This is a genomic window from Stenotrophomonas sp. S39 (genome assembly GCF_016624665.1).
Taxonomy (GTDB): Bacteria; Pseudomonadota; Gammaproteobacteria; order Xanthomonadales; family Xanthomonadaceae; genus Stenotrophomonas.
The window spans coordinates 1-25,262 of record NZ_JACVTT010000047.1; the positions used below are offsets into that span (position 1 = coordinate 1).

The following is a 25,262-nucleotide window of genomic DNA, read 5'->3' on the forward strand; positions in this document are numbered from 1 at the left end:
AGCTTACATGGACGTACTTGCAGCGTCCCCCGCAACCGGACCCACCCCGCCTATCCTCAGGAAGCTAGCTGTTGCTGTTGCTTCGGCTCTGGCCTCTGCAGGTGCAGGGCGCAACCCTGCCGAATCCCATTACACTCCGGAAGGATTTTCCTGCTGGAGAGAGCAATGAAACGAGCAGTACTGGGCGTCCTGGCCCTGTCGGTGTCGAGCGCACTGATGGCCGCCACGCCGAAATTCGACGGCGCGCGGATCTCCGCCGACGTCAAGGAGCTGGCCTCCGACGCCTACGAAGGCCGTTCGCCGGCCACCGCGGGCGAAGAGAAGACCATTGCCTACCTCAGCAAGCAGTTTGCCGCCGCCGGCCTGCAGCCGGGCGGTGACCTGAAGGACGGGCAGCGCCTGTGGACCCAGGCGGTGCCGCTGCGCAAGGGCGACATCGTCGGTACCCCGCAGCTGGCCCTGCACCAGGGCGGCAAGACCCTCACCCTCGACCAGGGCAAGCAGATCGCCGTGCGCGCGGCCATGAACGGCGCCACCGACGTCGACATCAGCAAGGCGCCGCTGGTCTTCCTCGGCTACGGCGTGAAGGCACCGGAGCGCAACTGGGATGACTTCAAGGGCGTGGACCTGAAGGGCAAGATCGCCGTCGTGCTGATCAACGATCCGGACTTCGAGACCGGCAAGGGCGACTTCGACGGCAAGGGCATGACCTGGTACGGGCGCTGGCCGTACAAGTACGAAGAGGGCGCACGCCAGGGCGCACTCGGCGTGCTGATCGTGCACGAAACCGCACCGGCGTCCTACGGCTGGGCCACCGTGGCCGGCTCCAACACCAACACCATGTTCGACGTGGTGCGCGACAACCCGGCCGAGACCCACCCGCTGCTGGAAGGCTGGATCCAGCGTGACCTGGCCGTCGAGCTGTTCCGCGCGGCCGGGCAGGATTTCGAGGCGCTGAAGAAGAAGGCGCAGCAGCGCGACTTCACCCCGGTGGCGCTGACCGGCGCCAGCCTGGATGCGAAGTACGCAGTGAAGACCGAGGTGATCACTTCGCACAACGTGGCCGCACGCCTGGAGGGCAGCAGCCACCCGGACGAGACCATCATCTACAGCGCGCACTGGGACCACATCGGCGTGGGCGAACCGGATGCACGCGGCGACCGCATCTTCAACGGCGCGCTGGACAACGCCAGCGGCACCGCCTCGCTGATCGAGCTGGCCCGCGGCTTCGCCAAGGGCCCACGCCCGCAACGCTCGCTGCTGTTCCTGGCGGTGACCGCCGAGGAAAAGGGCCTGCTGGGTTCGGAGTACTACGCCACCCACCCGCTGTACCCGCTGGAAACCACGGTGGCGGCGATCAACATGGATGGCATGGCACCGTTCGGCCCGTCGCGCGATTTCGGCATCTATGGCACCGCGCGCTTCGAACTGCTGGACCAGCTGAAGGACGTCGCCAAGGGCTGGGACATCCGCTACACCCCCGACCCGAAGCCGGAAGCGGGCCTGTTCTTCCGTTCCGACCACTTCTCGTTCGCCAAGCGTGGCGTGCCGGCGCTGTCCTGGTCGGCCGGCCAGGACTGGGTGGACGGTGGCGTGGCCGCTGGCAGGAAGGCCTCGGAGGATTACACCGCCAAGCGCTACCACCAGCAGGGCGACGAGTGGCAGCCGGACTGGGTGTTTGCCGGTGCCGCGCGCGACCTGGAAGTGCTCTATACGCTGGGCAACCAGCTGGCCAACGCGCGCAGCTGGCCGAACTGGAGCACCGACGAGTCGTTCCGCGCCGTGCGTGACAGCAGCGCCGACCAGCGCAGATAAGAAGGACCGGTAGTGCCGGCCGCTGGCCGGCATTCCTGCGAGGCTTGCGAAGATGACGGGAAGCCGGCCAGCGGCCGGCACTACCAGAACCGCTTCCATCCCCGCTTTCCGGGGCTTCGTCGCAGGCCGCTTGTTTGCCCGGTGGGCCGGCCTATGCTCGGCTCACCCCCTTCCTCCAAGGCGCCGCCGTGATCGCCAGCTTCACTCTCATCCTCCGTCACCTGTTGGCCTGGGCCGTCGCACTGCTGGTGGCCGGCATGGTCTGGAGCGGCATCTTCAGCGGCATGAACGACGGCCCGGGCTGGATCTTCGGCCTGCTGGCGATGTTCCTGATGATCAGCGCACTGGGCAGTGCCATCACCCATGTGCGCCGGGTATGGCTGATCGCGGGGCGGCTGGACGGCAGCACCCTGTCCGGGCACCAGCGCCGCCAGATCGAGGTACCGCTGGATGCCGGCCCGGCCTTTGCCCTGGTCGAGGCCGCCGTGGCCGAACTGCCACGGGTGGAAGACGTGGAAAGCGCCGCCGGCAGCCTGCAGGTGCGCGCCTACGTGCGCCGCGTCGATCCGTGGAATGGCCGCCAGCCGTCGCGCTGGAACCTGCCGGCGCGGCTGGCCATCAAGCGCAACAGCGTGCAGGCCACGGTCACCCCGGGGCAGGGCACCAGCACGGTCACCCTGCTGTTCGAACCCGATGCCGGCTGGTGGGCCGATCTGCTGGCGCTGGATGAGGGCAGCAACTTCGAGAACGCCGAAGCGGTCACCCGTGCGATCACCCGCCGGGTGGCCGACCAGCGCCGCGACGAGCAGGCCGCCGCCGAACAGACCCAGGTGGAAAAGGAACTGTCGGTGGCCCGCCTGAACCTGCTGCACGCGCAGGTGGAACCGCACTTCCTCTACAACACCCTGGCCAACGCGCAGGTGCTCACGCGCACCGATCCGGGCCGTGCCGAACAGATGCTCGGCCACCTCATCCAGTACCTGCGCAGTTCCCTGCCGCAGGTGGATGAATCGGTGTCCACGCTGGGCGTGGAGCTGGAGCGCACCCGCGCCTACCTGGAAATCCTGCGCATCCGCATGGGCGCGCGGCTGGCGGTGGAAGTGCAGGTGCCCAACGAGCTGCACGGCGTGCACATGCCCGCGATGGCGCTGCAGACGCTGGTGGAAAACGCGATCAAGCATGGCCTGGAACCCAAGCCCGGCGGCGGCACGATCTGGATCCTGGCGCGTGGTTTCGACGACCACGTGACGGTGACCGTGGCCGACGACGGCCTGGGCTTCGGCCAGGGCACCAGTGGCACCGGCATCGGCCTGAAGAACCTGCGCGAGCGCCTGCGCCTGACCTGCGGCGAGCAGGCGGGCGTGGCGATCGTCGCCAATTTCCCCAGCGGCGTGGCCGCCACCATGACCCTGCCGCAGCCGGCCAAGGAACGCAGCCATGCCGCTTGAAGCCCTGATCGCCGAAGACGAGGAACTGCTGCGGCAGTCGCTGGTGGAACAACTGGGCCGGTTGTGGCCGGAGCTGAAGCTGGTGGCCGAATGCGAGGACGGCGCCAGTGCGCTGGAACAGCTGGCCGAGAAGCAGCCGGACATTGCCTTCCTGGATATCCGCATGCCCGGCATCAGCGGCATCGAAGTGGCCCGCGCGCTGTCCGAACTGAGCCCGCGCACGCAGGTGGTGTTCGTCACCGCCTATGACCAGTACGCCATCGATGCGTTCGAGCAGGGCGCGATGGATTACCTGCTGAAGCCGGTCAGCGACGAGCGCCTGCTGGCCACCCGCGAGCGCGTCCTTTCGCGCCTGCCCAACACGCGCCAGGACGACGCGGTGCTGGAACGCCTGCTGCAGCGCCTGGGCCCCTCACAGGCGGCCGACCGCCCGCCGCTGGCCTGGATCACCGCCAGCAACGGCCGTGACACGCAGTTGATCATGCTCGAGGACGTGGTCTATTTCCGCGCCGACAACAAGTACACCACGGTGGTCACCAGCGCCGGCGAAAGCCTGCTGCGCACGCCGCTGCGCGAACTGCTGGAAGTGCTCGACCCGCAGCACTTCCGCCAGGTGCACCGTTCGACCATCGTCAACATGAAGGCGGTGGCGGCGGTCAGCCGCGATGACACTGGCCGCGGCGTGCTGCGCCTGCGCCAGCGGCCGGAGACGCTGGTGGTCAGCCAGCCGTTCATGAGCCTGTTCCGCGGCATGTAGAAAGAACAATGCCACCGTGACTGTGCACGGTGGCATTGTGGCTCCCCCCACTTCCCTGGATCGGTGCGCCGGTATCAGTACGCTGGCTGCAGGGTCAGATCGTGGTGGTGTTCGGTCTCGCCGACATGGTTGAGCCGGCCGACCAGTTCGGAGTGCTGCCGCATGCGCCCGATCTCGGTCATGATGCGGATGTCCTCGTGGCGCAGCTCGCGCCTGGAGGTGACGGCCTGCTTGTAGTCCAGCACTTCCGGGTAGTGCTCGGCCAGGTCCAGCGCCTCGGCCACGCACTCGACGCTGTCGGCCTTGGACGTGATGCGCGCGCGGCTGTTGAACGCCTTCATCCAGCGCTCGAAACCGGCCTGCTGGTCGAACATGTTGGCCATGAACCAGATCACGAACAGGATCGACACCCACGAACCGAACACCACGACCACGCGAGTGAAGGTGATGTGGTAATCGTCGCGCCAGAGGTAGTTGGCGATCAGGCCGAGGATGAGCAGGGACGCCGCCTGCCAGCCGATGATCGAGGCAATCAGCCATTGGCACTTGGCCTGGGCCAGCACCGCCACTTCATCGCGGATCTGCTGCTCGCTCAGGTTGCGCCAGTGCGCGACCTGTTTGTCGAACGGGCTGTGGTAGAGCTCGTTGTCGCGAAGCAGTAGTCCCAAACCCTTGAACAAAGCAATCATGGCTGGCTCCCTTGTGGAACGTGCGTCGATCAGCATTGGACGGTGTGGCGGATTCAGTTCTAGCACTTCCAGCGGGCCGTGCAATGGGTGAAATGCCTAGGGGCGTAAGGGTTTTGTCTGAATGGGTGAATGTTGCTGCGGCGCATCATCGCGCTCGGCGCCTGCGTCAAGATGTCGCAGGGTGAAATGTGCTGCGGCCGCACATGAAACTCCGGCTGACCCGCCAGGCTCGCCGCATCCGCCGTGATCGCCCAGAATCGAGGCTGACCGCGCAGACCGCGGCCGATTCCACCACCGCCTGGACCGAAGATGCCGCCGCTGCTGCACCGCCTTTCCCGCCCCGTCACCGCGCCGATCCGGCGCTGGGTGCTTGATGCCTTCCCGCGCGGCCAGAGCGGCATCGACTACGACCACCCGCTGGGCGACCCGGGCTGGTTCGGCCCGGACAGCGTGACCTGGCGCATGCACGCCGAGCTGCCCTCGATGCTGGCCGGCGGCCTGTGCGCGTTGATGCTGCAGACCCTGCACCCGCGCGCGCTGGCCGGCGTGTACGACCATTCCAACTTCCGCCAGGACCTGGTCGGCCGCCTGCGCCGGACTACGGCCTTCGTCGCCGGCACCAGCTACGCACCTGCAGGGGAAGTGGAAAAACTGGTGGCCAAGGTGCGTCGCATCCATGCGCAGATCCGCGGCCGCACGGCGCAGGGCGAGCCCTATGCCGCCGACGATCCGCACCTGCTGACGTGGGTGCACGTGACCGAGGCGTTCGGCTTCCTGCAGGGCTATCGCCGCTACGGGCGCGACGTGCCGGAGGTGATCGCCGACCGCTACTACGACGAATACCGCTGCGTTGCAGAGGCCCTGGGTGCGGTGGACGTGCCGCGCAGCGAGGCGGAAGTGGCGGCTTACTTCTGCGCGCGGCAACCGGAGCTGCTGGCCGATGCGCGTTCGCGCGAAGTGCTGGCAGTGCTGTCGACGGTCAATCTGCCGGTGCCGATTCCGGGCTTGTCACGCGCGGTGTTCCTGGGGGCCGGGGCCGCGCTGCTGCCCGATTGGGCCGAGGCGATGCTGGAACGCAGTGCCGGCCAGCGCACGCAGGCAGCCGCGTCGGCCAGGCTGATGCAGGGCATGGCACCGCTGTTCCGCCGCGCGTTGCCCGATGGCCTGGCCACGCGCGCGTGCGCACGCGTGGGTGTGTCGGTGGACGTGCTGCGCGAGTGGCCGGCCGGGGGGTGATCCATCGCGCGCATCCACGCATGGCGTGGATCTACTGGCACGATCGATGCTGCGTATCCACGCATGGCGTGGATCTACGGATCCATGCCGCGCAGCAGTAGATCCACGCCATGCGTGGATGGCGGAAAGCGCCAACCAAGGTTGGCCTCTACCGTAGATCCACGCCTTGCGTGGATGGCACGCCGCATCCCATGAAAAAACGGGCGCCTTGCGGCGCCCGTTCGCGTTACATCACCACACCTTGACCCGCTTGTCCGGGGCCAGGTACAGCTTCTGGCCTTCCTTCACTTCAAAGGCCGGGTACCACGCATCGATGTTGCGCACGGTCAGCGCACGGTACTGGCCGGGGGCGTGCACGTCGGTCAGCAGGCCGTTGCGCAGGGCCTGTTCGCGGCTCTTGCTGCGCCATGCCTGGGCGAAGCCGAGGAAGAAACGCTGGTCGGGGGTGAAGCCTTCCAGGGTCTGGCCCGGCTTGCCCTGCAGCGACATCTGGTAAGCGTCGTAGGCGGTGCCCAGGCCGGCCACGTCGGCGATGTTCTCGCCTAGGGTCAGCTTGCCGTTGACGTGCACGCCGGGGAACGGCTCGTAGCTGCTGAACTGCGCGGCCAGTGCATCACCGGCAGCGTTGAACTGCTTGAGGTCTTCGGCCGTCCACCAGTTGTGCAGCTTGCCGGTTTCATCGAACAGCGCGCCGGCGTTGTCGAAGCCATGGCTGATCTCGTGGCCGATCACTGCGCCGATGGCGCCGTAGTTCACCGCGTCGTCGGCGGCGCCATCGAAGAACGGCGGCTGCAGGATCGCGGCCGGGAACACCAGGCGGTTTTCCAGCGGCACGTTCATCGCGTTGATGGTCTGCGGCAGCATCGCCCACTCGTTGTGGTCGACCGGCTTGCCCAGCTTGGCGACGTTGCGCGCGTACTCGAACTGCTCGGCGCGCTGCGCATTGCCCAGCGGGTCGTCACGGCGGATCTCCAGGCCGGTGTAGTCGCGCCACGTGTCCGGGTAGCCCATGCCCACGGTCAGGCCGGCCACCTTGGCCTTGGCGTGTGCCTTGGTCTGCGGCGACATCCAGGCCAGGGCGTCGATGCGCTTGGCGAAGGCGGCGATGATGTTCTTCGCCATTTCGTCCGCGCGTTCCTTGGTCTTGGCGTCGAAGTGCTTTTCCACGTAACGCTTGCCGATGGCTTCGCCGACGGCGTGGTTGGCATCGTCCACCGCACGCTTCCAGCGGTCGCTCTGCTGCGGGGTGCCGCTCAGTGCAGTGCCATGGAAGGCGAAGCGGGCATCGGCGAACGTCTTCGGCAGGTAGGCGGCGGCGCGGTCGAGCGCGTGGAAGGCCATGTAGTCCTTCCATGCGTCCAGCGGCTCGGTGGCCACCAGCCGCGACAGGCCGGCCACGGCCTTGGGCTGCCACACGATGAAGTCCTGCTGCTGGCCCAGCTTGGCCGCGTCCAGGAACGCCGCCCAGTCCATGCCCGGTGCCTTGGCGTTGAAGTCCGCCTGGGTCCACGGGTTGGCGCCCAGGGTCACGTTGTTGGTTTCTTCCTGGCTGGCGTGGGCCTGGGCGATCTTCGTTTCCAGCGCGAGGATGCGCTGCGCCTTGCCGGCCGGATCGGCCACGCCGGCCAGCTGCAGCACCTGCGCGATGTAGGCCTGGTACTGCTTGCGCAGTTCGGCCATGCGACCATCGCCCAGGTAGAAATCACGGTCGGGCATGCCCAGGCCGCCCTGCACCAGGTACGGCGCGTTGCGGTCCGGCTGCAGCATGTCCACCGACACCCACAGGCCGAACAGGCGGTCGGTGTAGAAGTTGGTGGCGTTGAGCAGGTCGACGTCGGCACGCATGTCGCCGCCCAGCGCGCGTGCCAGGCCCGCCTTGTCGGTGATGCCGCTGATCGCTGCCAGCTGCGGCTGCACCGGGGCCAGGCCGCGCTTCTCGATGCCGGCCTCATCCATGAACGCGGCGTAGTAATCGCCGATCAGCTTGTCATCGCCGCTGGCCTGCGCATTGCCGGCCGCGCCCTCGAGGATCGCACGGGTATCGGCCTGGGTCTTTTCGGCGATGACGTTGAAGCTGCCAAAGCGCGAGCGGTCGGCCGGAATCTCGGTGTTCTTCACCCAGGTGCCGTTGGCGAAGCCGAAGAAGTCGTCGCCGGCGGCGATGCTGCGGTCCATGCCGCTGGCATCGAAGCCGAAGCTGCCCAGCATCGGCTTGGCCGGGGCAGGGGTGGCGTCGGCCGGTGCGGGGGTGCCGGCGGCCGGTTCGGCCGGGCGGTCGCAGGCGGCCAGGGACAGGCTGGCGACGATGGCCAGCGCCAGGGTGGGACGGCGCAGCTTGGACATGGACTTCTCTTGCGGCGGGAAAACCCCAAGTCTAATCCCCTGCGCGCGTGCTGGACGCTCTGCTGCGGGGGCCGTGCTGTGCCCGATCTGGCTGAACACGCGCCGCCGATCTTCACGCCGTCATCGGCGTGGTGCATGCTGCAGGCTGGATACCGGCGCAGCCATGGGGAAGATGGCGTGCCGGACAGACCCAGGCGTCAAGAATGCCGATCTGCGGCCGCTCTGGTCGGGGATGTGGAGGAATCGTTCGCGCATGAAGCCAGCCGTCTGCACAGGGAACATCGACCGATGCCGGCGTTGAAGCGCGCCCTGGCCCGGCCACTGCGTGCCATCACCTGGGGCGGCATTGCCGTGGGCGTGCTGCTGGCGGTGGTGCTGGGGGTGATGCTGGCCAACGATTACCAGCGCAGGCTGGAAGCCGCGCAGCGGCAGAGCCGGGCCATGGCCGTGGGCACCGAGCGGCTGCTGGCGATGGAACTGCGCAACCTGGAACGGGCCATGAGCGGTATCGCCGCCGATGCCGCCGAACTGTTCCGCCGCGTGCCGGCGCAGGCGCCCGCACTGCTGGATGCGTCCATCGACGGTGTACTGGGCCGCCACGCCGAACTGCACAGCATCGTCGTGCTCGATACCTACGGCCGCGCGCTGACTGCCGGCAAGGGCGACCTGCAGCTGCCGCTGTGGATCGACCCGCAGCGGCGCGGGCAGGGCAGCGCGCTGTATCTCGGCCCGCCGCAGCAGGCCATCGATGGCAGCTGGGTGGTGCCGCTGGCCCTGCCGATGGCGGGCGACCGCTGGTTGCTGGCGCGCCTGCGCTGCGAGGAGCTGCAGCGCATCGTCGGCGGCCTGGACGTCGGCCCGCGCGGCCTGGTGTCGATCAGCGACGGCCAGGGCTTCATGCTCGCGCGGGTGCCCGAGCCGGCCTCCACCGTGGGCCATCGCTACGTGCTGCCCAGCCGCGATCTTGTCGGCCACCAGGCGGTGGTCGAACTGGGCAGCATCCCTGGCGTGGTGGATGGCATTGCGCGGATTTCCACCATCAGCACGCTGGAACGCAGTCCGCTGGCGGTGCAGGTGGGGCTGGCCGACCAGGACGTGCTGGCGCCGTGGTGGCCGTACCTGCAGGCGGCGGTGGCCATCATGCTGGCCTACACCGGCGTGCTGCTGGTGCTGCTGTATGCAATACGCCGCAGTACCCGCAGCCATCAGTCGATGGCCGAGGAGCTGCGTACCGGCCACGCCGAGCTGGGCCTGGCCCACCACGCCGGACGGGTCTGCACCTGGCACGTGGATGAGGATGCGGCGCTGCTGCACTGGTCGCCGCTGGCCCGCGAGATTTTCGGCCTGCACACCGACGCCATGCCGGTGGCCGAGTTCTTCAACCGCGTGCACCACGAGGACAGCGAGCGCCTGCAGCGCGCATTCAACCAGGCGTTTGCCGGCGATGAAGTGCTGGACGAGGAATTCCGCCTGGTGCTGCCCGGTGGCCAGGTGCGCTGGGTGGCTGCGCGCGGCCAGCGGGTGGAAGTGGCCGACCGCCAGCGGCGCATGATCGGCGCGCTGACCGACCAGACCGAGCGCTACCGCGCGCGCGAACAGATGAGCCAGGCCGAGCGCCGCTTCCGCCTGTTGTTCGACCGCAACCCGGCACCGTTCTGGGTGTTCGACCCGGACACCCTGCGCTTCCTCGAGGTCAACCACGCGGCGGTACTGCAGTACGGCTACAGCCGCGAGGAATTCCTGGCGATGAGCATCCTCGACATCCGCCCGCGCGAAGGCTGGGACGAGGTGAAGGGTGCGATCGCGCGGGCCCGCGTGGGCGAAATGCAGGATGCCACCGTGCGCATGCACCGGCGCCGCGACGGCAGCGTGTTTGAAGTGCGCACGCACCTGTCCAAGCTGGATTTCGACGGCCAGCCAGCCTGCCTGGTGCTGGCCGAGGATGTCAGCGAGCGGCTGGCCTACGAGCGCGACCTGGCCTACCGCGCGCGGCACAACCCGGATACCGGCCTGCTGACCGTGCGCGCGCTGACCGAGCAGCTGGACGCGCAGGAAGGCGCCTACACCATCGCCTACGTGCAGCTGCGCGGCCTGCAGCTGGTGGCCGATACGCTGGGCCGCGAGATCGGCGATGCGGTGCTGCAGTCGATGGCCCTGCGCCTGGGCGGGCTGGGCGCGCGCTTCGGCACGCTGGCCTTCCAGCCGGCCGAGGATTTCGTGCTGGCCATCGGCGGCGAGCACACCGCACAGCGTGCGCTGGACGACCTGCTGCAGATCGTCTCGGCGCCGATGCGCGGCAAGGATTCCCTGCACCAGTTCGAGCCGCGCATCGGCGTGGCCGTGCATGCGGTGGGCGATGGCCACAGTGCCGAACAGGTGATCGGCATGGCCGCGCAGGCCGCGCATGCCGCGCGCGCCGAAGGCAACGTGGTGGCGTGGTTCGACACCGCGGTGACCACCCGCCTGGCCGACCGCCTGCGCCTGGCCGCGCGCATCCATGCCGCCATCGACAACGAATTCCAGCTGTATTTCCAGCCGATCCGCCATGCCAGCGATGGCAGCCCGGCGGCGCTGGAGGCCCTGCTGCGCTGGCCGCAGGCCGACGGCAGCTTCATTCCGCCCAGCGAGTTCATCCAGCTGTGCGAGGACACCGGGCTGATCCTGGCGCTGGGGCGCTGGGTGATCCGCGCGGCCGCACAGGCGCAGCGGCGCCTGGTGGACGCGGGCTGGGGCGAGCTGTCGATCGCGGTGAATGTCTCGGCGGTGCAGTTCTTCAACAGCGATCTGGTGGCCGAGTTCACCCGCGCGCAGAAGGAGTTCGGCCTGGCCCGCGGCGCACTGCACGTGGAGCTGACCGAGAGCAGCCTGATGCGCAAGCCGGCGCAGGCGATGCAGACCATGCAGCGCCTGCACGAGCAGGGCATCTGCGTGTCGCTGGATGATTTCGGCACCGGCTATTCCAGCATGTCCTACCTGCAGCACCTGCCGCTGGACATCCTGAAGATCGACCGCAGCTTCGTCGCCGATGTGGAAACCAATCCGCGCAACGCCTCGATCTGCCGCGCGCTGCTGTCGCTGGGCCACAGCATGGGGCTGACCATCATCGCCGAGGGCGTGGAAACCCCGGGCCAGCTGAACTGGCTGGCCGCGCACGGCTGCGACCAGGTGCAGGGCTACCTGCTGGGGCGGCCGGCGCCGCTGGAAAAGATCATCGATTCGCTGGATGAAGTCGTCGCCTGATCGGGATTCGTATCTGCCGGCCAGCGGCCGGCACTACCAGGCCGGAACATGACGGTAGTGCCGGCCGCTGGCCGGCAGACGCCACGCCTCGCTACACCCCCGCATCCACCAGGTAATCGATGAAGCTGCGCACCTTCGGCGCCAGGTGGCTGCGGCTGGTGTACACGGCGAAGATGCCGATAGCGGGCACGTCCCACTCGGGCAGCAAGCGCACCAGGCGGCCGTCGGCCAGCGCGTCCTCCAGCAGGAAATCCGGCTGCAGGATCACGCCCATCCCGGCGATGGCCGCTTCGCGCAGCACATCGCCGTTGTTGGCCTGCAGGATGCTGTTCACCGTCACCCGCGTTTCGCCGCCGGGCCCCTGCAGCGGCCACTGGTTGCCCGAGGCCCAGTAGCTGTAGCCGAGGCAGTCGTGCTGTTCGAGGTCCTGCGGGGTGCGCGGCGTGCCACGCGCGGCCAGGTAGGACGGCGCAGCACACAGGGTGATGCGGGCCTGGCCCAGCCGCCGCGCGATCAGCGCCGGGCTCGGTTCGCGGGTGATGCGGATGGCCACGTCGTAGCCTTCTTCCACCATGTCCACCAGGCGGTCGGACAGCGCCAGGTCCAGCTCCACCTGCGGGAAGCGCTGGCGGTAGCCGGCCAGCAGCGGCCCGAGGCGGGCGATGCCCCAGCTGACCGGCGCGTTGATGCGCAGCATGCCCGAAGGCTCCAGCGCCTGGGCGCCGATGCTCGCTTCCAGCGCATCGAACTCGGCCAGCAGGCGCACGCACTGCGCGTAGTAGGCCGCGCCCGCGCTGGTGGGGCTGACCCGCCGCGTGGTGCGGTGGAGCAGGCGGGTGGACAGGCGCTTTTCCAGCGCGGCCACCTGCCGGGTCACCCCGGCCGTGGACATGTCCAGCGCCTGGGCGGCGGCACTGAAGCCATTGCGCTCGACCACCGCCACGAACACACGCATCGCATCCAGGGTGTCCATTGTTTCGCCTTTTGAAACAAATACGGTCGGATCATCGTATTTATCGACGGTGGCGAGCGCAATAAGCTGTGCTCACTCCTTCCGAGGTGCCCGCCATGTCTGCCCCTTCCCGCTCGTTGTCACCGCTCGCTCCCTATGCCGCCACCCTGCTGCGGCTGGCGCTGGGCGGCCTGTTCCTGGCCCACGGCCTGACCAAGCTGCTGGTGTTCACCCCGGCTGGCACGGCGGCCTACTTCCAGTCGCTGGGCCTGCCCGGTGCGCTGGGCTATTTCACCATCGTTGCCGAACTTGGCCTGGCCACTGCCCTGCTGCTGGGCATCTACGCGCGCTGGATCGGCCTGCTGGGCGTGCCGCTGCTGCTGGGCACCATCGCCAGCGTGCACGGCGCCAATGGATTCAGCTTCGCCAACAGTGGCGGAGGCTGGGAATACCCGGCGTTCTGGGCACTGGCCTTGGTCGTGCTGTTCCTGCTGGGCGATGGCCGCTGGACCCTGCGTTCGCGCTGATTGCCCCCTGAAAGAATTCCTGGAGGTTTCCATGTCCCGCCTGCCTTCGCTGTACATCTCCCATGGTTCGCCGATGACCGCCCTGCATCCGGGCCAAGTCGGCGTGCGCCTGGCCGAGCTGGCCCGCGACCTGCCGACGCCGCGCGCGATCGTCATCGCCTCGGCGCACTGGCTGGCCAGCCAGCCGCTGGTGGGCACGCATCCGCAGCCGCCCACCATCCACGATTTCGGCGGCTTCCCGCGCGAGCTGTTCGAACTGCAGTACCCGGCCCCGGGTGACCCGGCGCTGGCCGAAGAGGTGGCTGGCCGCATCGCCGCCGCCGGCCTGCCGGTGGCCATCGATCCGCAGCGCGGCCTCGACCACGGTGCCTGGGTACCGCTGCGCCTGCTGCGCCCGCAGGCCGACATTCCGGTGGTGCCGGTGTCGATCCAGCCGATGCTCGGCCCGCAGCACCAGTACGCGCTGGGCCGCGCGCTGGCACCGCTGCGCGAGCAGGGCGTGCTGCTGATCGGTTCGGGCAGCATCACCCACAACCTGCACGACTGGCGCGATTACCAGGACGGCAAGGAAGCGCCGTACGTGCGCCCCTTCATCGAATGGGTGGAGCAGCGCCTGGCCGCCGATGACCGCGGCGCGCTGTTCGACTATCGCCGCCAGGCGCCGTTCGCCGAGCGCGCGCATCCCACCGATGAACACCTGCTGCCGCTGTACTTCGCGATGGGCGCGGCGGGCGAGGGTGGCTTCGGCGCGCAGCGCATCGATGCCGGCATCGACGCCGGCATGCTGGCGATGGACATCTATCGTTTCGATGGCAGCGCCGCCGCGGTGGCCGCATGAGCGTGGTGCTGCCGATGCTGGAGCGGCCCGCGCAGGGCGCGGCCCAGGGGCTGGTGGTGCTGCTGCATGGCGTGGGCAGCAACGAGCAGTCGCTGGCCGGCCTGGCGCAGGCGCTGGACCCACGCCTGCACGTGCTGCTGCCGCGCGCGCCGCTGGTGTTCGGGCCGCAGGCGTTCGGCTGGTTCACCGTGCGCTTCGGCGCGCAGGGGCCGGTGATCGACCCGGCCCAGGCCGAGCAGTCGCGCCTGCTGCTGGGCGAGTGGTTGGCGGCGCAGCAGCAGCGGCTGGGTGTCGGCGCGCGGCAGACCGTGCTGGCCGGCTTCAGCCAGGGCGGCATCATGAGTGCCAGCGTGGCCCTGACCCAGCCGCAGCGGGTGAAGTCGTTCGGCGTGCTGTGCGGGCGCATCCTGCCGGAGATCGCGCCGCACGTGCCGGCCGATATCGCCGCTGCCGGGCTGGACGGATTGCTGGTGCACGGCCATGCCGATGACAAGCTGCCGTATGCACTGGCCGAGTCGGCCGCGCAGCGCCTGCAGGCGCTGGGCGTGGCCCACCAGCTGCGTGGCTACCCGGTTGGCCACACGCTGTCGGCGGACATGCAGCGGGACATCAACGGCTGGATCCAGCAGCGTTTGCTGTCGCTGCCCTGACGCGCATTCACACAGCGGGCCGCAGCGACGGCCTGCTGTGTTAACTTTTTTCCAGTCTCCGGCGCACACCGGTTTTTTCCGGCCCCACGCGCCGCTTCCTGGAAGAAGCATGCACACCATCGAAGTCGTCCTGGCGATGCTGGTAGCCGTTGTCGCCAGCGGTTACCTGGTTCGCGTCCTGCCATTCTCGTTGCCCCTGCCGCTGGTGCAGATCGCGCTGGGCGCGGTCATTGCCGGCGTGTTCAACCGCGGCCATGCGCTGGAACCGGAAGTGTTCTTCCTGCTGTTCCTGCCGCCGCTGCTGTTCCTCGATGGCTGGCGCATTCCCAAGCAGGGCCTGTTCCGCGATAAAGGCGCGATCCTCGAACTGGCCTTCGGCCTGGTGGTGTTCACCGTCATCGGCGCCGGCCTGCTGATCCACTGGATGATTCCGGTGATGCCGCTGGCCGTGTGCTTCGCGCTGGCCGCCATCGTCTCGCCCACCGACCCGGTGGCGGTGGGGGCGATCGCCGCCAAGGCGCCCATTCCCAAGCGCCTGATGCACATCCTCGAAGGCGAATCGCTGCTCAACGATGCGTCCGGCCTGGTCTGCTTCCGCTTCGCCGTGGCCGCGGTGATGACCGGCAGCTTCTCGCTGGCCACCGCCTCGCTCACCTTCCTGTGGGTGGCCGTGGCCGGCCTGGCAGTGGGCGTGGCGGTCACCCTGGGCGTGTCCACGTTCCAGCGCTGGCTGTGGCGCCGCTTCGGCGAAGAGCCCGGCGCGGCGATGCTGGTCAACCTGCTGATCCCGTTCGCGGCCTACCTGCTGGCCGAAGAGATCCATGCCTCGGGCATTCTTGCTGCGGTCGCCGCCGGCATCGCGATGAGCTACGTCGAGCTGACCGGCCGCGTGTCGGGCAGCATGCGCGTGCAGCGCGCCGGGGTCTGGAACATGCTGCAGTTCAGCTTCAACGGCATCATGTTCGTGCTGCTGGGCGAGCAGTTGCCGGGCATCGTCGAGCGCGCCACCACCACCATGAACGAGACTGGCCACCAGAGTGCCTGGTGGCTGCTGGTGTACGTGCTGGTCATCAACGCCACGCTGATCGCGCTGCGCCTGCTGTGGGTGTGGCTGTCGCTGCGCTGGAACCTGCTGCGCGCGCGCCGCCGCGGCCTGGAGCGGGGCGAGGCGCCGAACTGGCGCATCGTGGTGGCGACCTCGGTGGCCGGTGTGCGCGGTGCCATCACCCTGGCCGGCGTGCTGACGCTGCCGCTGTTCCTGCCCGATGGCAGCGCCTTCCCGGCGCGTGACCTGGTCATCTTCCTGGCGGCGGCGGTCATCCTGTTCTCGCTGGTCGGCGCCAGCGTGGCGCTGCCGCAGCTGCTGAAGGGCCTGCAGCTGCCGGCCGATTCGGGCGAACGCAAGGAAGAGGACCTGGCCCGCAAGCTGTCCTCCAAGGCCGCGCTGGCCGGCGTGGAGCGCATGCGCCAGCAGCTGGTGATGAACCAGAACACCGAGAACGTGCAGCTGTACAACGATGCTGCCTCGCGGGTCAGCCTGCTGTACCAGCGCCATCTGGAAAAGGACAGCGATGGCCCCGACGTGGACCCGGAGAAGGTCAACCGGATGGAGCAGGGCTACCGCCAGCTGCGCAGTGCCGGCCTGAACGCCGAGCGCGAGGAGCTGTTCCGCCTGACCCGGCGCGGGGTGATCTCCGATGAGATCTCGCGGCGCCTGATCCGCAACCTGGACCTGCTGGAATCGCGCAAGCGCGATTGACCCTGGAATGTAGAGCCGAGCCCGTGCTCGGCTGCTCTTTGCGCCAGAAGAGCAGCCGAGCACGGGCTCGGCTCTACAACAGCCGGTTATTCCGGCTTCTGGTCCAGGAAATACGCCTCGACCTTGCCGTTGACCTTCATGGTCATCGGGTTGCCGCGGCGGTCGCGGGCCTTGCCGGCCTGCACGCGGATCCAGCCTTCGCTGATCGAGTATTCCTCGACGTTGTCGCGCTCGATGTCGTTGAAACGCACGCCCACGCCGCGCTCCAAGGCCTGGGCATCATGGAAGGGGCTGGCCGGGTTGATCGCCAGGTGGTCGGGAGGGGTATCGCTCATCGCTTCATTCACAGTGACGGCCAACAAGGCCGGCTTCAGCGGCACAGGATAAACCGTAGAATGCCGGCCTGCCCCAAGGAGTGCCCGCCATGCCTGACAACAGCGATTATTTCGACTTCGAAGAAGACGCCCACGATTTCGACGAAGACGACTTCGAGGCACGGGTCTGGAACCTGCTGGTTCTCATCAACCCGGGCGACGAGGAGCTGGCGCTGCAGCAGTTCAACCGCTGGCGCGAGCACCTGTCCGAGGATGGGCAGCCGCTGGAAGCGGACAGTGACTGGGTGCCGGCGCTGTTCACGGCCATCGCCTGGCAGTCCGGCTTCGAGGTGGAGCGTGACGACCTGGAATCGCTGCAGTCGGCGGTGAACGAGCTGTCGGCGCGCTTCAACCTGCAGCTGGACTGGGGCGGTGACCTGGACGACGAGGATTTCGCCGCCGACCTGGACGGCGTGCAGCTGATGTCCACCGCCTTCGACCGCCTGCGCGAGCACAACTACACGTTGTGGAGCGTGGACGCGGGCAGCGATGGCTTCAACGGCTGGATGGCGTTGACCCGCGACGACGATGCGCTGCTGGCGCTGTGTTCGCTGCTGAACGTGGAAGTGCGGCTGGGCAGCGACCCGTTCTGAGCGATGATCCGACCCGCCGGGCATGGCCCGGCGCTACCTGTTCGGTCAGCCCGCGGTAGCGCCGGGCCATGCCCGGCGGGCACACCACGCACTACGGCCGGTATTGCGCCCTTGCGTTGGCGATCACGGCCTTCACCAGGTCGCGGTCGGTATGCCGGGAAATGGCGCGGGCGCCGAGTGCGATCGCCTGCGCGCGCAGGTCCGCGGTGACATCGTAGTGAGCGCCGCTGGCCTTGTTCTGGAAGGCCCGTGGCGGAATGCCGAGCTGCGCCGCCATGGCGTGCAGCTCGGCCAGGGTGTCGGCCATCAGGTGCGCCCAGCGCTGTCCGCGCCAGGGATGCACCGCGTCATCGACGTAGACCGCCACCGCCGCGGCCGGTTCAGGCCTGCGGCTTGCCGTCGGTGTCGGCAGCGTCGGCCGGAGCGGCCTCGGCGTCGGCAGCGGCTTCAACCACGTCGCCTTCAGCGGCTTCAGCGGCGTCTGCGCCTTCCTCGGCCTCCACGGTCTCGAACTCGGACACCAGCTTGTCCAGGTACTCGTCAGCGGTCTGGCCGGCTTCGGCCGCCAGGGTGTCCAGCAGCTTCTGCATCAGCTCGGAATACTCGAGGTTGACCTTGCGGCCTTCCTTTTCCTGCACGTTGGACAGGTGCTTGAGCATGGCCAGCATCGGCACCGGGTTGTCGGCGTTGCCCATGGTCTGGCCGCCGATGGCCAGCAGCCACTCGCGGCCCTGCAGGCCGATGGCGGCAACGGCCTGGCCGTCTTCATTGGTCAGCACGGCGTGGTTCTGCACCTGCTGCTGGGCATTGAGGCGCAGGAACGGACGCTTGGCCTGCTGCTTCTTGCGCTTGTCGCGCTTGGCCTTGGAGTTCTGGGACATGGGGTGGGGTCACCTGGAAAGGGAAAGACCGCCATTGTACTGGGTGCCGCGCTGCGCGCTCGCCGGGCCATGCCCGGCGGAGCGTCAGGGTGCCACGGCCGGCGTGGCGGCTTCACCCTGCGCGGCCTGCACATCGGGGTCGGCCACGGCTGCCGACAGCCCCACCTGCGGGCCGGCGCCGGCCAGGGCGGCTTCTTCGGCGGCCTTGGTCATCACCACGATGCTGATGCGGCGGTTGATCGGGTTCTGCGGGTCGGTTCTGTCGAACAGCACCGAGGAGGACAAGCCGACCACGCGGGTGATCTTGCTGTCCTCCATGCCGCCGTCCACCAGCGCACGGCGTGCGGCATTGGCGCGGTCGGCGCTCAGTTCCCAGTTGCCATAGCCGCGCGCGGCCGAATACGCGGTGATATCGGTATGGCCGGTGAGGCTGATCCGGTTCGGCACGTGGTTCAGGTACTCGGACAGCTCGTGCAGGATCTGCTGCGTATACGGCTTCAGCGTGGCGCTGCCGAGGTCGAACATCGGCCGGTTCTGCTTGTCCACGATCTGGATGCGCAGGCCTTCCGGGGTCAGGTCCAGCAGCAGCTGGTCCTTGAACGGTTCCAGCGCCTGGCTGCGGCTGATCGCCTCCTGCAGCTCCTTCATCAGCGCTTCCAGCTGCTGCTTGTCGCGCTGCTGCTGGTCCACCGGCTGCGGCACGGCTTCCTTCTGGTTCTGGAAGGGGTCGTTGCTGTTGCCGCGGGACACATCGGTGGCGCCGCCCAGCTTGATCATCGAGGTGCTGGCGCCACCGGGCCCGGCCATGCCCGGTGCGGGCGTGGGGCTCTGCCCGGCCAGCGGGCTGGGGTTGCGGAAGTACTCGGAGATCGCCGCGCGCTCGGGCTTGCTGGTGCTGGCCATCAGCCACAGCACCAGGAAGAAGGCCATCATCGCGGTCACGAAGTCGGCGTAGGCCACTTTCCACGAACCGCCATGATGGGCGGCATGGCCGCCCTTCCTGACCCGGCGGACGATGACGGTGGGCTTGTTCTCGGCCATGGCTTACTTGACCGTCTTCAGGTGCTGCTCGAAATTGGAGAACGCCGGGCGCACGTTCGACGGCAGGGTCTTGCGGGCGAATTCCAGCGCGATCTTCGGGTTGTAGCCGCGCAGGCAGGCCAGCAGGGCGGTCTTCACCGATTCGTAGATGCGGCTGTCCTGCTCGGCGCGGGCTTCCATCGCCGAGGCCATCGGGCCGACGAAGCCGTAGCCCATCAGGATGCCGAGGAAGGTGCCCACCAGCGCGCCGGCCACGTGGCCGCCGACCTCGACGATGTCGCCGCCGATCGAGCCCATGGTGATGACGATGCCCAGCACGGCCGCCACGATGCCGAAACCGGGCAGGCCGTCGGCCACCTTGTTCATCACCTGCGAGGGTGCCATCGCCTCGGCGTGGTGCTTTTCCAGCTCCAGCTCCAGCAGCGGTTCCAGCTCGTGCGGCTCGATGTTGCTGCCGATCATCAGGCGCAGGCAATCGGTGATGAAGTCGATCAGGTGGTGGTCGGCCTGCACCTTGGGGTAGTTGGCGAACAGCGCGCTTTCGGCCGGGCGCTCGACGTGGTCTTCCAGCGCCATGAAGCCTTCGCGGCGGGCCTTGTTGAGCAGTTCGTACAGCAGGCTGAGGACGTCGATGTAGTCCTGCTGCTTGTAGCGCGGGCCCTTGAACACGCCCACCATGGCCTGCAGGGTCTGCTTGACCGTCTTGGCCGGGGTGCCGACCAGGAAGGCGCCGAGTGCGGCGCCGCCGATGATGACCAGTTCGTAAGGCTGCCAGAGGGCACCCAGGCGGCCGTGGGCGCCCAGGTAGCCGCCGAGGACGCTGATGATGACGACCAGGAATCCAACGATGATGAGCATGGCGTGACGCAAGGAGAGGGGATATCTCCTTGTCGGCCTGACACCGGTGTTTCTGAAGAGGGAATTCTGTGAAGTCGGTCAGCGGGGGTGATCAGCCCGCGGTACCGGCCTCGGCGCCTTCACGCTGCAGGGGATTGGGCCACGGCTCGCCGTTGCCGGCAAAGGAAAGTGAGACGGAGTTCAGGCAGTGGCGCTCGAAGGTGGGCGGCGGGCCGTCCGGGAACACGTGGCCCAGGTGGCTGCCGCAGCGGGCGCAGGTGATCTCGGTGCGGACCATGCCGTGGCTGGTATCGCGGATCTCGGTGACGTGCGCCGGGTCGTAGGGCGCGAAGAAGCTGGGCCAGCCGGTGCCCGAATCGAACTTGGTGCTGGAGCGGAACAACGGCAGCCCGCACATGCGGCAGCAGTAGACGCCCTCGCGCTTGTTGTCCAGGAACACGCCGCAGAACGGGGCTTCGGTACCGTGCTGCAGCAGCACGCGGCGCTCTTCGGTACTCAGGCCGGCCACCAGGGCGTCGGCCTGGGGGGCAGTGGGGGGCGTCAGGTCGAAAGCGCTCATGCCGGCTCTCCGTGGGGTCAGTGGCCTGGGGATGCCGGCAAACGTGGGGGTGCGGGCCCGCCGTTGCAAGTGTGATGGCCATTCATGGCCGGCACACGCCCCCCGGCGCATGGTGGACCTCCCACACGATGGAGCGTGCCATGAAACCGCGTCTCGTCCTTCTGTTGTCCGTCCTGCTGCCCCTGGCCGCGCAGGCGCAGGTGCCGACGTCCTCCAGCCCGACCGCTACGCGCAGCGCGAACAGCGTGAACCCGCCCCCGGTCGCGCCGCAGTCGCCGCCGCCACCGGCCAACCCGGCGTTGCCGGTGCAGGTGCCGCGCCAGCAGGCACAGCCGATCCGTTCAACCGGCCCGGCACAGGTGACACCGGCACCGGCCACGCGGGCGCCGGACAAGGTGTATGACCGCAACGGCCGCATCGTGCCCGGGGTGAAGCCGGCCGGCCCCAACCGCGTGTTCGATTCGCGCACCGGCCGTTACTACGACAGCGTACCGGCCGGCGACGGGCAGCAGATCAAACCGTGAGGCGCGTGCGCCCGGGCCTGAACCCACGAAAACGACGCCTTGCCGATCACTGTTTTTTCGCCTGCGATTAACCGCTCCGGGACCACCGTGGCCCTGCACCGGCAACCGCCGTTGCATGTCCTTCGTCCATTGGATCGCGATCATGAAAAACCAGCAGAACCGTCATCCCGGCAAGGAGCAGCAGAGCCAGAGCCGCAGCCCGCAGCAGCAACAGCAGCAGATGGATGCGCAGCAGCCGCAGAAGGGCGGCAAGCAGCAGGAGCAGCGCCAGCAGGGGTCGCAGAAGCACCCGCAGCAGCGTTGACCGACGCGTGGGTCAGAGCCCGCTGCGCGGGACCTGACCCCGACGCCCAAGGGGTCGGATCCCGCGCAGCGGGCTCTGACCCCATCCCGGCGCAGCCGCTCAGTCCGCGATCGGCAGGGCCCAGGTTTCCTTCACTTCTTCCATCACGATGTAGCTCTTCGATTCGCGCACATGCGGCAGGGTCAGCAGGGTGCTGCCCAGCAGCTTGCGGTAGCTGGCCATCTCGCTGATGCGCGCCTTCAACAGGTAATCGAAATCGCCCGAAACCAGGTGGCACTCCAGCACGTTGGGTAGCTTCAGCGCCGCGCGGCGGAATTCCTCGAAGATGTCGCCGGACTTGTAGGCCAGGCTGATCTCCACGAACACCAGCAGGCTGGCCTTCAGCGCGGCCGGGTCCAGGTGCGCGTGGTAGCCGGTGATGATTCCTTCGCGTTCCAGCCGGCGCACGCGCTCGGTGCAGGGGGTGGTCGACAGGCCGACCCGTTCACCCAGTTCGGTGAAGGAAATGCGGCCTTCGGCCTGCAGGATGCGCAGGATCCTGCGGTCGATCTTGTCCAGCTCGCGGGGGCGTGTGGCCATGGCCGTCAACCTCTGGGGGTGAATCACAGGAAAACATCCTGCCTGTGATCCTGAAATCAGGCAAATCGTCTGGGAACGGGAGAATATACTTCCCCGATTATGCTCCCGGCGTGCTCAAACGCAGGGAATCATCGGGTTGGAGAGTTTCCATGCGAGTCCTCGTTCTCGGCAGCGGCGTGATCGGCACCACCAGTGCCTGGTACCTGCGGCAGGCCGGCTTTGAAGTCACGGTCATCGACCGCCAGCCCGGCCCCGCGCTGGAGACCAGCTTTGCCAATGCCGGCCAGCTGTCGTTCGGCTACACCTCGCCGTGGGCGGCCCCGGGCGTGCCGAAGAAGGCGATCGGCTGGCTGTTCGAGAAGCATGCGCCGCTGGCCATCAAGCCGGGCATGGACCTGGCCCAGTACCGCTGGCTGTGGCAGATGCTGCGCAACTGCACCCACGAGCGCTACGCCATCAACAAGGCGCGCATGGTGCGCATGTCCGAGTACAGCCGCGACTGCCTGAACGAGCTGCGCGCGAGGATCGGCATCGAGTTCGAAGGCCGCGACCTGGGCACCACCCAGCTGTTCCGCACCCAGCAGCAGCTGGACGCCTCGGCGCAGGACATCGAGATCCTGGCCCAGTACGGCGTGCCCTACGAAGTGCTGGACCGGGCCGGCATCATCCAGGCCGAACCGGCCCTGGCCCACGTCGATGGCCTGGTGGGTGCGCTGCGCCTGCCGCGTGACCAGACCGGCGACTGCCAGCTGTTCACCCGCCGCCTGGCGCAGATGGCGGCCGACGCAGGCGTTGAATTCCGCTACGACCAGGACATCAGTGGCCTGGAGTTCGATGGCGACCGCATCACCGGCGTGCGCATCGGCGGCCGGCTGGAAACCGCCGACCGCTTCGTCGTCGCGCTGGGCAGCTATTCGCCGCAGATGGTGGCACCGCTGGGCATGCGCCTGCCGGTGTACCCGCTGAAGGGCTATTCGCTGACCCTGCCGATCACCGACCCGGCGATGGCACCAACCTCGACCATCCTGGACGAAAGCTACAAGGTGGCCGTCACCCGCTTCGACAACCGCATCCGCGTCGGCGGCATGGCCGAAGTGGCCGGTTTCGACCTGTCGCTGTCGCAGCGCCGCCGCGAAACCCTGGAACTGGTGGTGCGTGACCTGTACCCGAAGGGCGGCGACCTGGCCAAGGCCGACTTCTGGACCGGCCTGCGCCCGGCCACCCCGGACGGCACGCCGGTCATCGGCGCCACCCCGTTCCGCAACCTGTACCTCAACACCGGCCACGGCACCCTGGGCTGGACCATGGCCTGCGGCTCGGGCCGCTACCTGGCCGACCTGATGAGCGCGCGCCAGCCGCAGATCAGCACCGAGGGCCTGGATATCTTCCGCTACGGCCAGTACGGCCACGCCCCGCAGCAGGAGAGCCGCGCATGCGTCCTGCCCGCGCGCTGATCGACCTGGGCGCGCTGCGCAGCAACTACCGGCTGGCCCGCGAGCTGGGCGGCGGCAAGGCGCTGGCGGTGGTCAAGGCCGATGCCTACGGCCATGGCGCCGTGCGCTGTGCACAGGCGCTGGAAGGCGAGGCCGATGGCTTTGCCGTGGCCACGATCGAGGAAGCGCTGGAACTGCGCCAGGCCGGCATCCGTGCGCCGATCCTGCTGCTGGAAGGCATCTTCGAGGCCAGCGAACTGCCGCTGGTGGCCGAGCATGACCTGTGGTTCTCGGTGGGCTCGGCGTGGCAGCTGGAGGCGCTGGCCGCTTTCGACAGCCCGCGCCCGCTGACAGTGTGGCTGAAGCTGGACAGCGGCATGCACCGGCTGGGGCTGGACGTGGCCGGCTTCCGCGCCGCGCACGCACGGCTGTCGGCGCTGCCGCAGGTCGAGCGCATCGTGATGATGACCCACCTGGCGCGCGCCGATGAGCTGGACAGCGAGCGCACCCACGAACAGGCCGCGACCTTCAAGGCGGCCATCGAAGGCCTGCAGGGCGAGACCAGCGTGTGCAACTCGCCGGCGCTGCTGGGCTGGCCGGACGTGCGCAGCGACTGGGTGCGGCCGGGCCTGATGCTGTACGGGGCCAACCCGTTGCCGGACGACACCGCGCTGACCGAGCGCCTGCGCCCGGTGATGACCATGCAGTCGAAAGTGATCGCCGAGCGCTGGATCGACGCCGGCGAACCGGTGGGGTACGGCGCACGCTTCGTGGCCAAGGCGCGAACCCGCGTGGGCGTGGTCGCGCTGGGCTATGCCGACGGCTACCCGCAGTTCGCGCCGAACGGCACCCCGGTGCTGATCGACGGCCAGCCCGGCGGGCTGATCGGCCGCGTCTCGATGGACATGCTGACCGTGGACCTGACCGCCCATGCGCAGGCCGGCATCGGCAGCGTGGTGGAGCTGTGGGGTACGGCGCCGACCCTGGCCGAACTGGCCCCGCGCTGCGGCGTCAGCGCTTACCAGCTGCCGTGCGCGGTCAAGCGCGTGGCGCGGGTTTACCAGGGTTGAGGGAGTGCCGGCCAGCGGCCGGCACTACCGGAATGCACGCCCGGCGGCTTCTGATCAACGTGCGGCGGTCGCCTGCGTGGCCAGCTGGCGCTTGACCCAGTCATCGATCAGGCGCTTCTCGAAACGCAGCGGATCGTTGTCGCTGCGCACGCCGATGTTGTGCAGGTAGCCGCTGTCGATCAGCTTGGCTTCGCCTTCATTGATGATGCCGCCGCTGGCGTCCTTCAGCGTGTACTGCAGGGTGATGCGCGGCGGGTAGATGTCGCGCATGATCCGGATATTGTCGCCACGCGGGCCGTGCCACGGCTCGTAATCGCCGGCGCGCTTGATGTCCACCAGGGTCACGTCGAGGGTCTGCCCGGGCTGCAGCGGCTTGGCCGCCGCGGTCTGCAGGTAGCGGGCCAGCTGCTGCACCCAGTCACCCCGCTGCGCCTCGAAGCGGTTGGTGCTCTGGCGGATCTCGGTGAAGGTGGCCGGATCGTCCCACTTCACGCTGACCGGGCCATTGGCCTGCAGGGCCCGCGGTGCCTGCGGATCGGTGACAGTACGCGGCGCAGCGGTGGCGCTGCCCACGGCCAGGGCGCCGGCCATCAGCAGGGCGGCGCAGAGCGAACGGTTCATGACGGTCTCCTGCGTCCCGTGATCGGGACGGTCTGGGGCTACAGGCCGAGTGTGATCCTGCGCATGGCCGCCAGCAATGGCCGATTGCGTCAAATGCGTCACCAGTTGTCGCCAATTCATGGTCGTCAAGCGTGACTGACGGCGCTTGACGCTGTGAATACGCTCTCTGGA

At 68.4% G+C, this 25,262-nt stretch carries 25 protein-coding genes; 14 read left to right on the plus strand and 11 right to left on the minus strand.

Annotated features, from left to right (window positions below):
• Nucleotides 1-165 precede the first annotated feature (165 nt).
• The 3 genes from IAE41_RS13180 (at nt 166) to IAE41_RS13190 (ending at nt 4,020) form a co-directional block, all read left to right on the plus strand.
• Nucleotides 166-1,815: a M28 family metallopeptidase gene (locus IAE41_RS13180; protein ID WP_200733424.1), complete on the plus strand. Its 1,650-nt coding sequence runs from the start codon at nt 166-168 to the stop codon at nt 1,813-1,815.
• Between the two features lie 188 nt (nt 1,816-2,003).
• A complete protein-coding gene (locus IAE41_RS13185) occupies nt 2,004-3,263 on the plus strand; it encodes a histidine kinase (protein WP_079220466.1) in 1,260 nt (419 codons plus the stop codon).
• Complete coding sequence (locus IAE41_RS13190; RefSeq protein ID WP_200733425.1) at nt 3,253-4,020, plus strand: LytTR family DNA-binding domain-containing protein; 768 nt, start codon at nt 3,253-3,255, stop codon at nt 4,018-4,020. Before IAE41_RS13185 ends, IAE41_RS13190 begins: the two co-directional genes overlap by 11 nt.
• Nucleotides 4,021-4,094: 74 nt before the next feature.
• On the opposite strand, the gene IAE41_RS13195 is transcribed toward IAE41_RS13190, so the two are convergent.
• Nucleotides 4,095-4,709, minus strand: coding sequence for a hypothetical protein (locus IAE41_RS13195; protein WP_079220468.1), 615 nt, complete (start codon nt 4,707-4,709; stop codon nt 4,095-4,097).
• A 309-nt stretch (nt 4,710-5,018) separates the two neighbouring features.
• Here IAE41_RS13195 and IAE41_RS13200 point away from each other — a divergent pair, with 309 nt between their 5' ends.
• Nucleotides 5,019-5,945: an oxygenase MpaB family protein gene (locus tag IAE41_RS13200; RefSeq protein WP_200733426.1), complete on the plus strand. Its 927-nt coding sequence runs from the start codon at nt 5,019-5,021 to the stop codon at nt 5,943-5,945.
• Nucleotides 5,946-6,176: 231 nt separating this feature from the next.
• Here the strand turns inward: IAE41_RS13200 and IAE41_RS13205 are convergent, their stop codons facing one another.
• Nucleotides 6,177-8,288: a M13 family metallopeptidase gene (locus IAE41_RS13205; RefSeq protein WP_079220473.1), complete on the minus strand. Its 2,112-nt coding sequence runs from the start codon at nt 8,286-8,288 to the stop codon at nt 6,177-6,179.
• Nucleotides 8,289-8,576: 288 nt separating this feature from the next.
• Here IAE41_RS13205 and IAE41_RS13210 point away from each other — a divergent pair, with 288 nt between their 5' ends.
• Complete coding sequence (locus IAE41_RS13210) at nt 8,577-11,528, plus strand: EAL domain-containing protein (protein WP_234458520.1); 2,952 nt, start codon at nt 8,577-8,579, stop codon at nt 11,526-11,528.
• Between the two features lie 91 nt (nt 11,529-11,619).
• Here the strand turns inward: IAE41_RS13210 and IAE41_RS13215 are convergent, their stop codons facing one another.
• A complete protein-coding gene (locus IAE41_RS13215) occupies nt 11,620-12,501 on the minus strand; it encodes a LysR family transcriptional regulator (RefSeq protein WP_200733428.1) in 882 nt (293 codons plus the stop codon).
• Nucleotides 12,502-12,596: 95 nt separating this feature from the next.
• Here IAE41_RS13215 and IAE41_RS13220 point away from each other — a divergent pair, with 95 nt between their 5' ends.
• From IAE41_RS13220 to IAE41_RS13235, 4 genes are all read left to right on the plus strand, one after another.
• On the plus strand, nt 12,597-13,007 hold the full coding sequence (locus IAE41_RS13220) for a DoxX family protein (protein ID WP_079220475.1): 411 nt from the start codon (nt 12,597-12,599) through the stop codon (nt 13,005-13,007).
• A gap of 31 nt (nt 13,008-13,038) precedes the next feature.
• Complete coding sequence (locus IAE41_RS13225; RefSeq protein WP_200733429.1) at nt 13,039-13,845, plus strand: class III extradiol ring-cleavage dioxygenase; 807 nt, start codon at nt 13,039-13,041, stop codon at nt 13,843-13,845.
• Complete coding sequence (locus IAE41_RS13230; RefSeq protein ID WP_200733430.1) at nt 13,842-14,495, plus strand: phospholipase; 654 nt, start codon at nt 13,842-13,844, stop codon at nt 14,493-14,495. Before IAE41_RS13225 ends, IAE41_RS13230 begins: the two co-directional genes overlap by 4 nt.
• A gap of 109 nt (nt 14,496-14,604) precedes the next feature.
• On the plus strand, nt 14,605-16,254 hold the full coding sequence (locus tag IAE41_RS13235) for a Na+/H+ antiporter (protein WP_079220478.1): 1,650 nt from the start codon (nt 14,605-14,607) through the stop codon (nt 16,252-16,254).
• Nucleotides 16,255-16,340: 86 nt separating this feature from the next.
• Here IAE41_RS13235 and IAE41_RS13240 read toward each other — a convergent pair whose 3' ends face one another.
• Complete coding sequence (locus tag IAE41_RS13240) at nt 16,341-16,589, minus strand: DUF3297 family protein (RefSeq protein WP_079220479.1); 249 nt, start codon at nt 16,587-16,589, stop codon at nt 16,341-16,343.
• An 89-nt stretch (nt 16,590-16,678) separates the two neighbouring features.
• Between IAE41_RS13240 and IAE41_RS13245 the strand changes: the two genes are divergently transcribed.
• Nucleotides 16,679-17,221: a hypothetical protein gene (locus IAE41_RS13245; protein WP_200733431.1), complete on the plus strand. Its 543-nt coding sequence runs from the start codon at nt 16,679-16,681 to the stop codon at nt 17,219-17,221.
• A 91-nt stretch (nt 17,222-17,312) separates the two neighbouring features.
• Here the strand turns inward: IAE41_RS13245 and IAE41_RS13250 are convergent, their stop codons facing one another.
• The 5 genes from IAE41_RS13250 to msrB all read right to left on the minus strand — a co-directional run bounded on the left by IAE41_RS13250 (nt 17,313) and on the right by msrB (nt 20,560).
• Nucleotides 17,313-17,588, minus strand: coding sequence for a DUF4031 domain-containing protein (locus IAE41_RS13250; protein WP_108745892.1), 276 nt, complete (start codon nt 17,586-17,588; stop codon nt 17,313-17,315).
• A gap of 13 nt (nt 17,589-17,601) precedes the next feature.
• Nucleotides 17,602-18,102, minus strand: a complete 501-nt coding sequence (locus IAE41_RS13255; protein WP_200733432.1) for a hypothetical protein — start codon at nt 18,100-18,102, stop codon at nt 17,602-17,604.
• Nucleotides 18,103-18,186: 84 nt separating this feature from the next.
• Complete coding sequence (gene motB / locus IAE41_RS13260; protein ID WP_200733433.1) at nt 18,187-19,143, minus strand: flagellar motor protein MotB; 957 nt, start codon at nt 19,141-19,143, stop codon at nt 18,187-18,189.
• A 3-nt stretch (nt 19,144-19,146) separates the two neighbouring features.
• Nucleotides 19,147-20,001: a flagellar motor stator protein MotA gene (gene motA, locus IAE41_RS13265; protein ID WP_200733434.1), complete on the minus strand. Its 855-nt coding sequence runs from the start codon at nt 19,999-20,001 to the stop codon at nt 19,147-19,149.
• Between the two features lie 91 nt (nt 20,002-20,092).
• Nucleotides 20,093-20,560 carry a peptide-methionine (R)-S-oxide reductase MsrB gene (msrB, locus tag IAE41_RS13270; protein WP_108745894.1) on the minus strand — a complete coding sequence of 156 codons (468 nt, stop codon included), beginning with the start codon at nt 20,558-20,560 and terminating at the stop codon, nt 20,093-20,095.
• Between the two features lie 140 nt (nt 20,561-20,700).
• On the opposite strand from msrB, the gene IAE41_RS13275 reads away from it, so the two are divergent.
• Complete coding sequence (locus tag IAE41_RS13275) at nt 20,701-21,084, plus strand: classical arabinogalactan protein 4 (RefSeq protein ID WP_200733435.1); 384 nt, start codon at nt 20,701-20,703, stop codon at nt 21,082-21,084.
• Nucleotides 21,085-21,199: 115 nt separating this feature from the next.
• Nucleotides 21,200-21,388 (plus strand): lana protein, encoded by a 189-nt coding sequence (locus IAE41_RS13280; protein ID WP_079220487.1) that lies wholly within the window; start codon nt 21,200-21,202, stop codon nt 21,386-21,388.
• 99 nt (nt 21,389-21,487) lie between these two features.
• Here the strand turns inward: IAE41_RS13280 and IAE41_RS13285 are convergent, their stop codons facing one another.
• Complete coding sequence (locus tag IAE41_RS13285; RefSeq protein ID WP_200733436.1) at nt 21,488-21,967, minus strand: winged helix-turn-helix transcriptional regulator; 480 nt, start codon at nt 21,965-21,967, stop codon at nt 21,488-21,490.
• Between the two features lie 149 nt (nt 21,968-22,116).
• Between IAE41_RS13285 and IAE41_RS13290 the strand changes: the two genes are divergently transcribed.
• Both IAE41_RS13290 and alr read left to right on the plus strand, forming a co-directional pair.
• Nucleotides 22,117-23,421 carry a D-amino acid dehydrogenase gene (locus IAE41_RS13290; RefSeq protein ID WP_200733437.1) on the plus strand — a complete coding sequence of 435 codons (1,305 nt, stop codon included), beginning with the start codon at nt 22,117-22,119 and terminating at the stop codon, nt 23,419-23,421.
• Nucleotides 23,400-24,470 carry an alanine racemase gene (gene alr, locus IAE41_RS13295; protein WP_108745895.1) on the plus strand — a complete coding sequence of 357 codons (1,071 nt, stop codon included), beginning with the start codon at nt 23,400-23,402 and terminating at the stop codon, nt 24,468-24,470. Before IAE41_RS13290 ends, alr begins: the two co-directional genes overlap by 22 nt.
• 54 nt (nt 24,471-24,524) lie before the next feature.
• On the opposite strand, the gene IAE41_RS13300 is transcribed toward alr, so the two are convergent.
• Complete coding sequence (locus tag IAE41_RS13300) at nt 24,525-25,091, minus strand: DUF3016 domain-containing protein (RefSeq protein WP_200733438.1); 567 nt, start codon at nt 25,089-25,091, stop codon at nt 24,525-24,527.
• Nucleotides 25,092-25,262: the final 171 nt, after the last annotated feature.

Excerpts from the sequence above, each read along its gene's own strand:
- IAE41_RS13180 (WP_200733424.1), top strand. The coding sequence starts at position 166 with ATGAAACGAGCAGTACTGGGCGTCCTGGCCCTGTCGGTGTCGAGCGCA.
- IAE41_RS13190 (WP_200733425.1), top strand. The coding sequence starts at position 3,253 with ATGCCGCTTGAAGCCCTGATCGCCGAAGACGAGGAACTGCTGCGGCAG.
- IAE41_RS13195 (WP_079220468.1), bottom strand. The coding sequence starts at position 4,709 with ATGATTGCTTTGTTCAAGGGTTTGGGACTACTGCTTCGCGACAACGAG.
- IAE41_RS13200 (WP_200733426.1), top strand. The coding sequence starts at position 5,019 with ATGCCGCCGCTGCTGCACCGCCTTTCCCGCCCCGTCACCGCGCCGATC.
- IAE41_RS13205 (WP_079220473.1), bottom strand. The coding sequence starts at position 8,288 with ATGTCCAAGCTGCGCCGTCCCACCCTGGCGCTGGCCATCGTCGCCAGC.
- IAE41_RS13210 (WP_234458520.1), top strand. The coding sequence starts at position 8,577 with ATGCCGGCGTTGAAGCGCGCCCTGGCCCGGCCACTGCGTGCCATCACC.
- IAE41_RS13215 (WP_200733428.1), bottom strand. The coding sequence starts at position 12,501 with ATGGACACCCTGGATGCGATGCGTGTGTTCGTGGCGGTGGTCGAGCGC.
- IAE41_RS13220 (WP_079220475.1), top strand. The coding sequence starts at position 12,597 with ATGTCTGCCCCTTCCCGCTCGTTGTCACCGCTCGCTCCCTATGCCGCC.
- IAE41_RS13225 (WP_200733429.1), top strand. The coding sequence starts at position 13,039 with ATGTCCCGCCTGCCTTCGCTGTACATCTCCCATGGTTCGCCGATGACC.
- IAE41_RS13230 (WP_200733430.1), top strand. The coding sequence starts at position 13,842 with ATGAGCGTGGTGCTGCCGATGCTGGAGCGGCCCGCGCAGGGCGCGGCC.
- IAE41_RS13235 (WP_079220478.1), top strand. The coding sequence starts at position 14,605 with ATGCACACCATCGAAGTCGTCCTGGCGATGCTGGTAGCCGTTGTCGCC.
- IAE41_RS13240 (WP_079220479.1), bottom strand. The coding sequence starts at position 16,589 with ATGAGCGATACCCCTCCCGACCACCTGGCGATCAACCCGGCCAGCCCC.
- IAE41_RS13245 (WP_200733431.1), top strand. The coding sequence starts at position 16,679 with ATGCCTGACAACAGCGATTATTTCGACTTCGAAGAAGACGCCCACGAT.
- IAE41_RS13255 (WP_200733432.1), bottom strand. The coding sequence starts at position 18,102 with ATGTCCCAGAACTCCAAGGCCAAGCGCGACAAGCGCAAGAAGCAGCAG.
- motB (WP_200733433.1), bottom strand. The coding sequence starts at position 19,143 with ATGGCCGAGAACAAGCCCACCGTCATCGTCCGCCGGGTCAGGAAGGGC.
- motA (WP_200733434.1), bottom strand. The coding sequence starts at position 20,001 with ATGCTCATCATCGTTGGATTCCTGGTCGTCATCATCAGCGTCCTCGGC.
- msrB (WP_108745894.1), bottom strand. The coding sequence starts at position 20,560 with ATGAGCGCTTTCGACCTGACGCCCCCCACTGCCCCCCAGGCCGACGCC.
- IAE41_RS13275 (WP_200733435.1), top strand. The coding sequence starts at position 20,701 with ATGAAACCGCGTCTCGTCCTTCTGTTGTCCGTCCTGCTGCCCCTGGCC.
- IAE41_RS13280 (WP_079220487.1), top strand. The coding sequence starts at position 21,200 with ATGTCCTTCGTCCATTGGATCGCGATCATGAAAAACCAGCAGAACCGT.
- IAE41_RS13285 (WP_200733436.1), bottom strand. The coding sequence starts at position 21,967 with ATGGCCACACGCCCCCGCGAGCTGGACAAGATCGACCGCAGGATCCTG.
- IAE41_RS13290 (WP_200733437.1), top strand. The coding sequence starts at position 22,117 with ATGCGAGTCCTCGTTCTCGGCAGCGGCGTGATCGGCACCACCAGTGCC.
- alr (WP_108745895.1), top strand. The coding sequence starts at position 23,400 with ATGCGTCCTGCCCGCGCGCTGATCGACCTGGGCGCGCTGCGCAGCAAC.
- IAE41_RS13300 (WP_200733438.1), bottom strand. The coding sequence starts at position 25,091 with ATGAACCGTTCGCTCTGCGCCGCCCTGCTGATGGCCGGCGCCCTGGCC.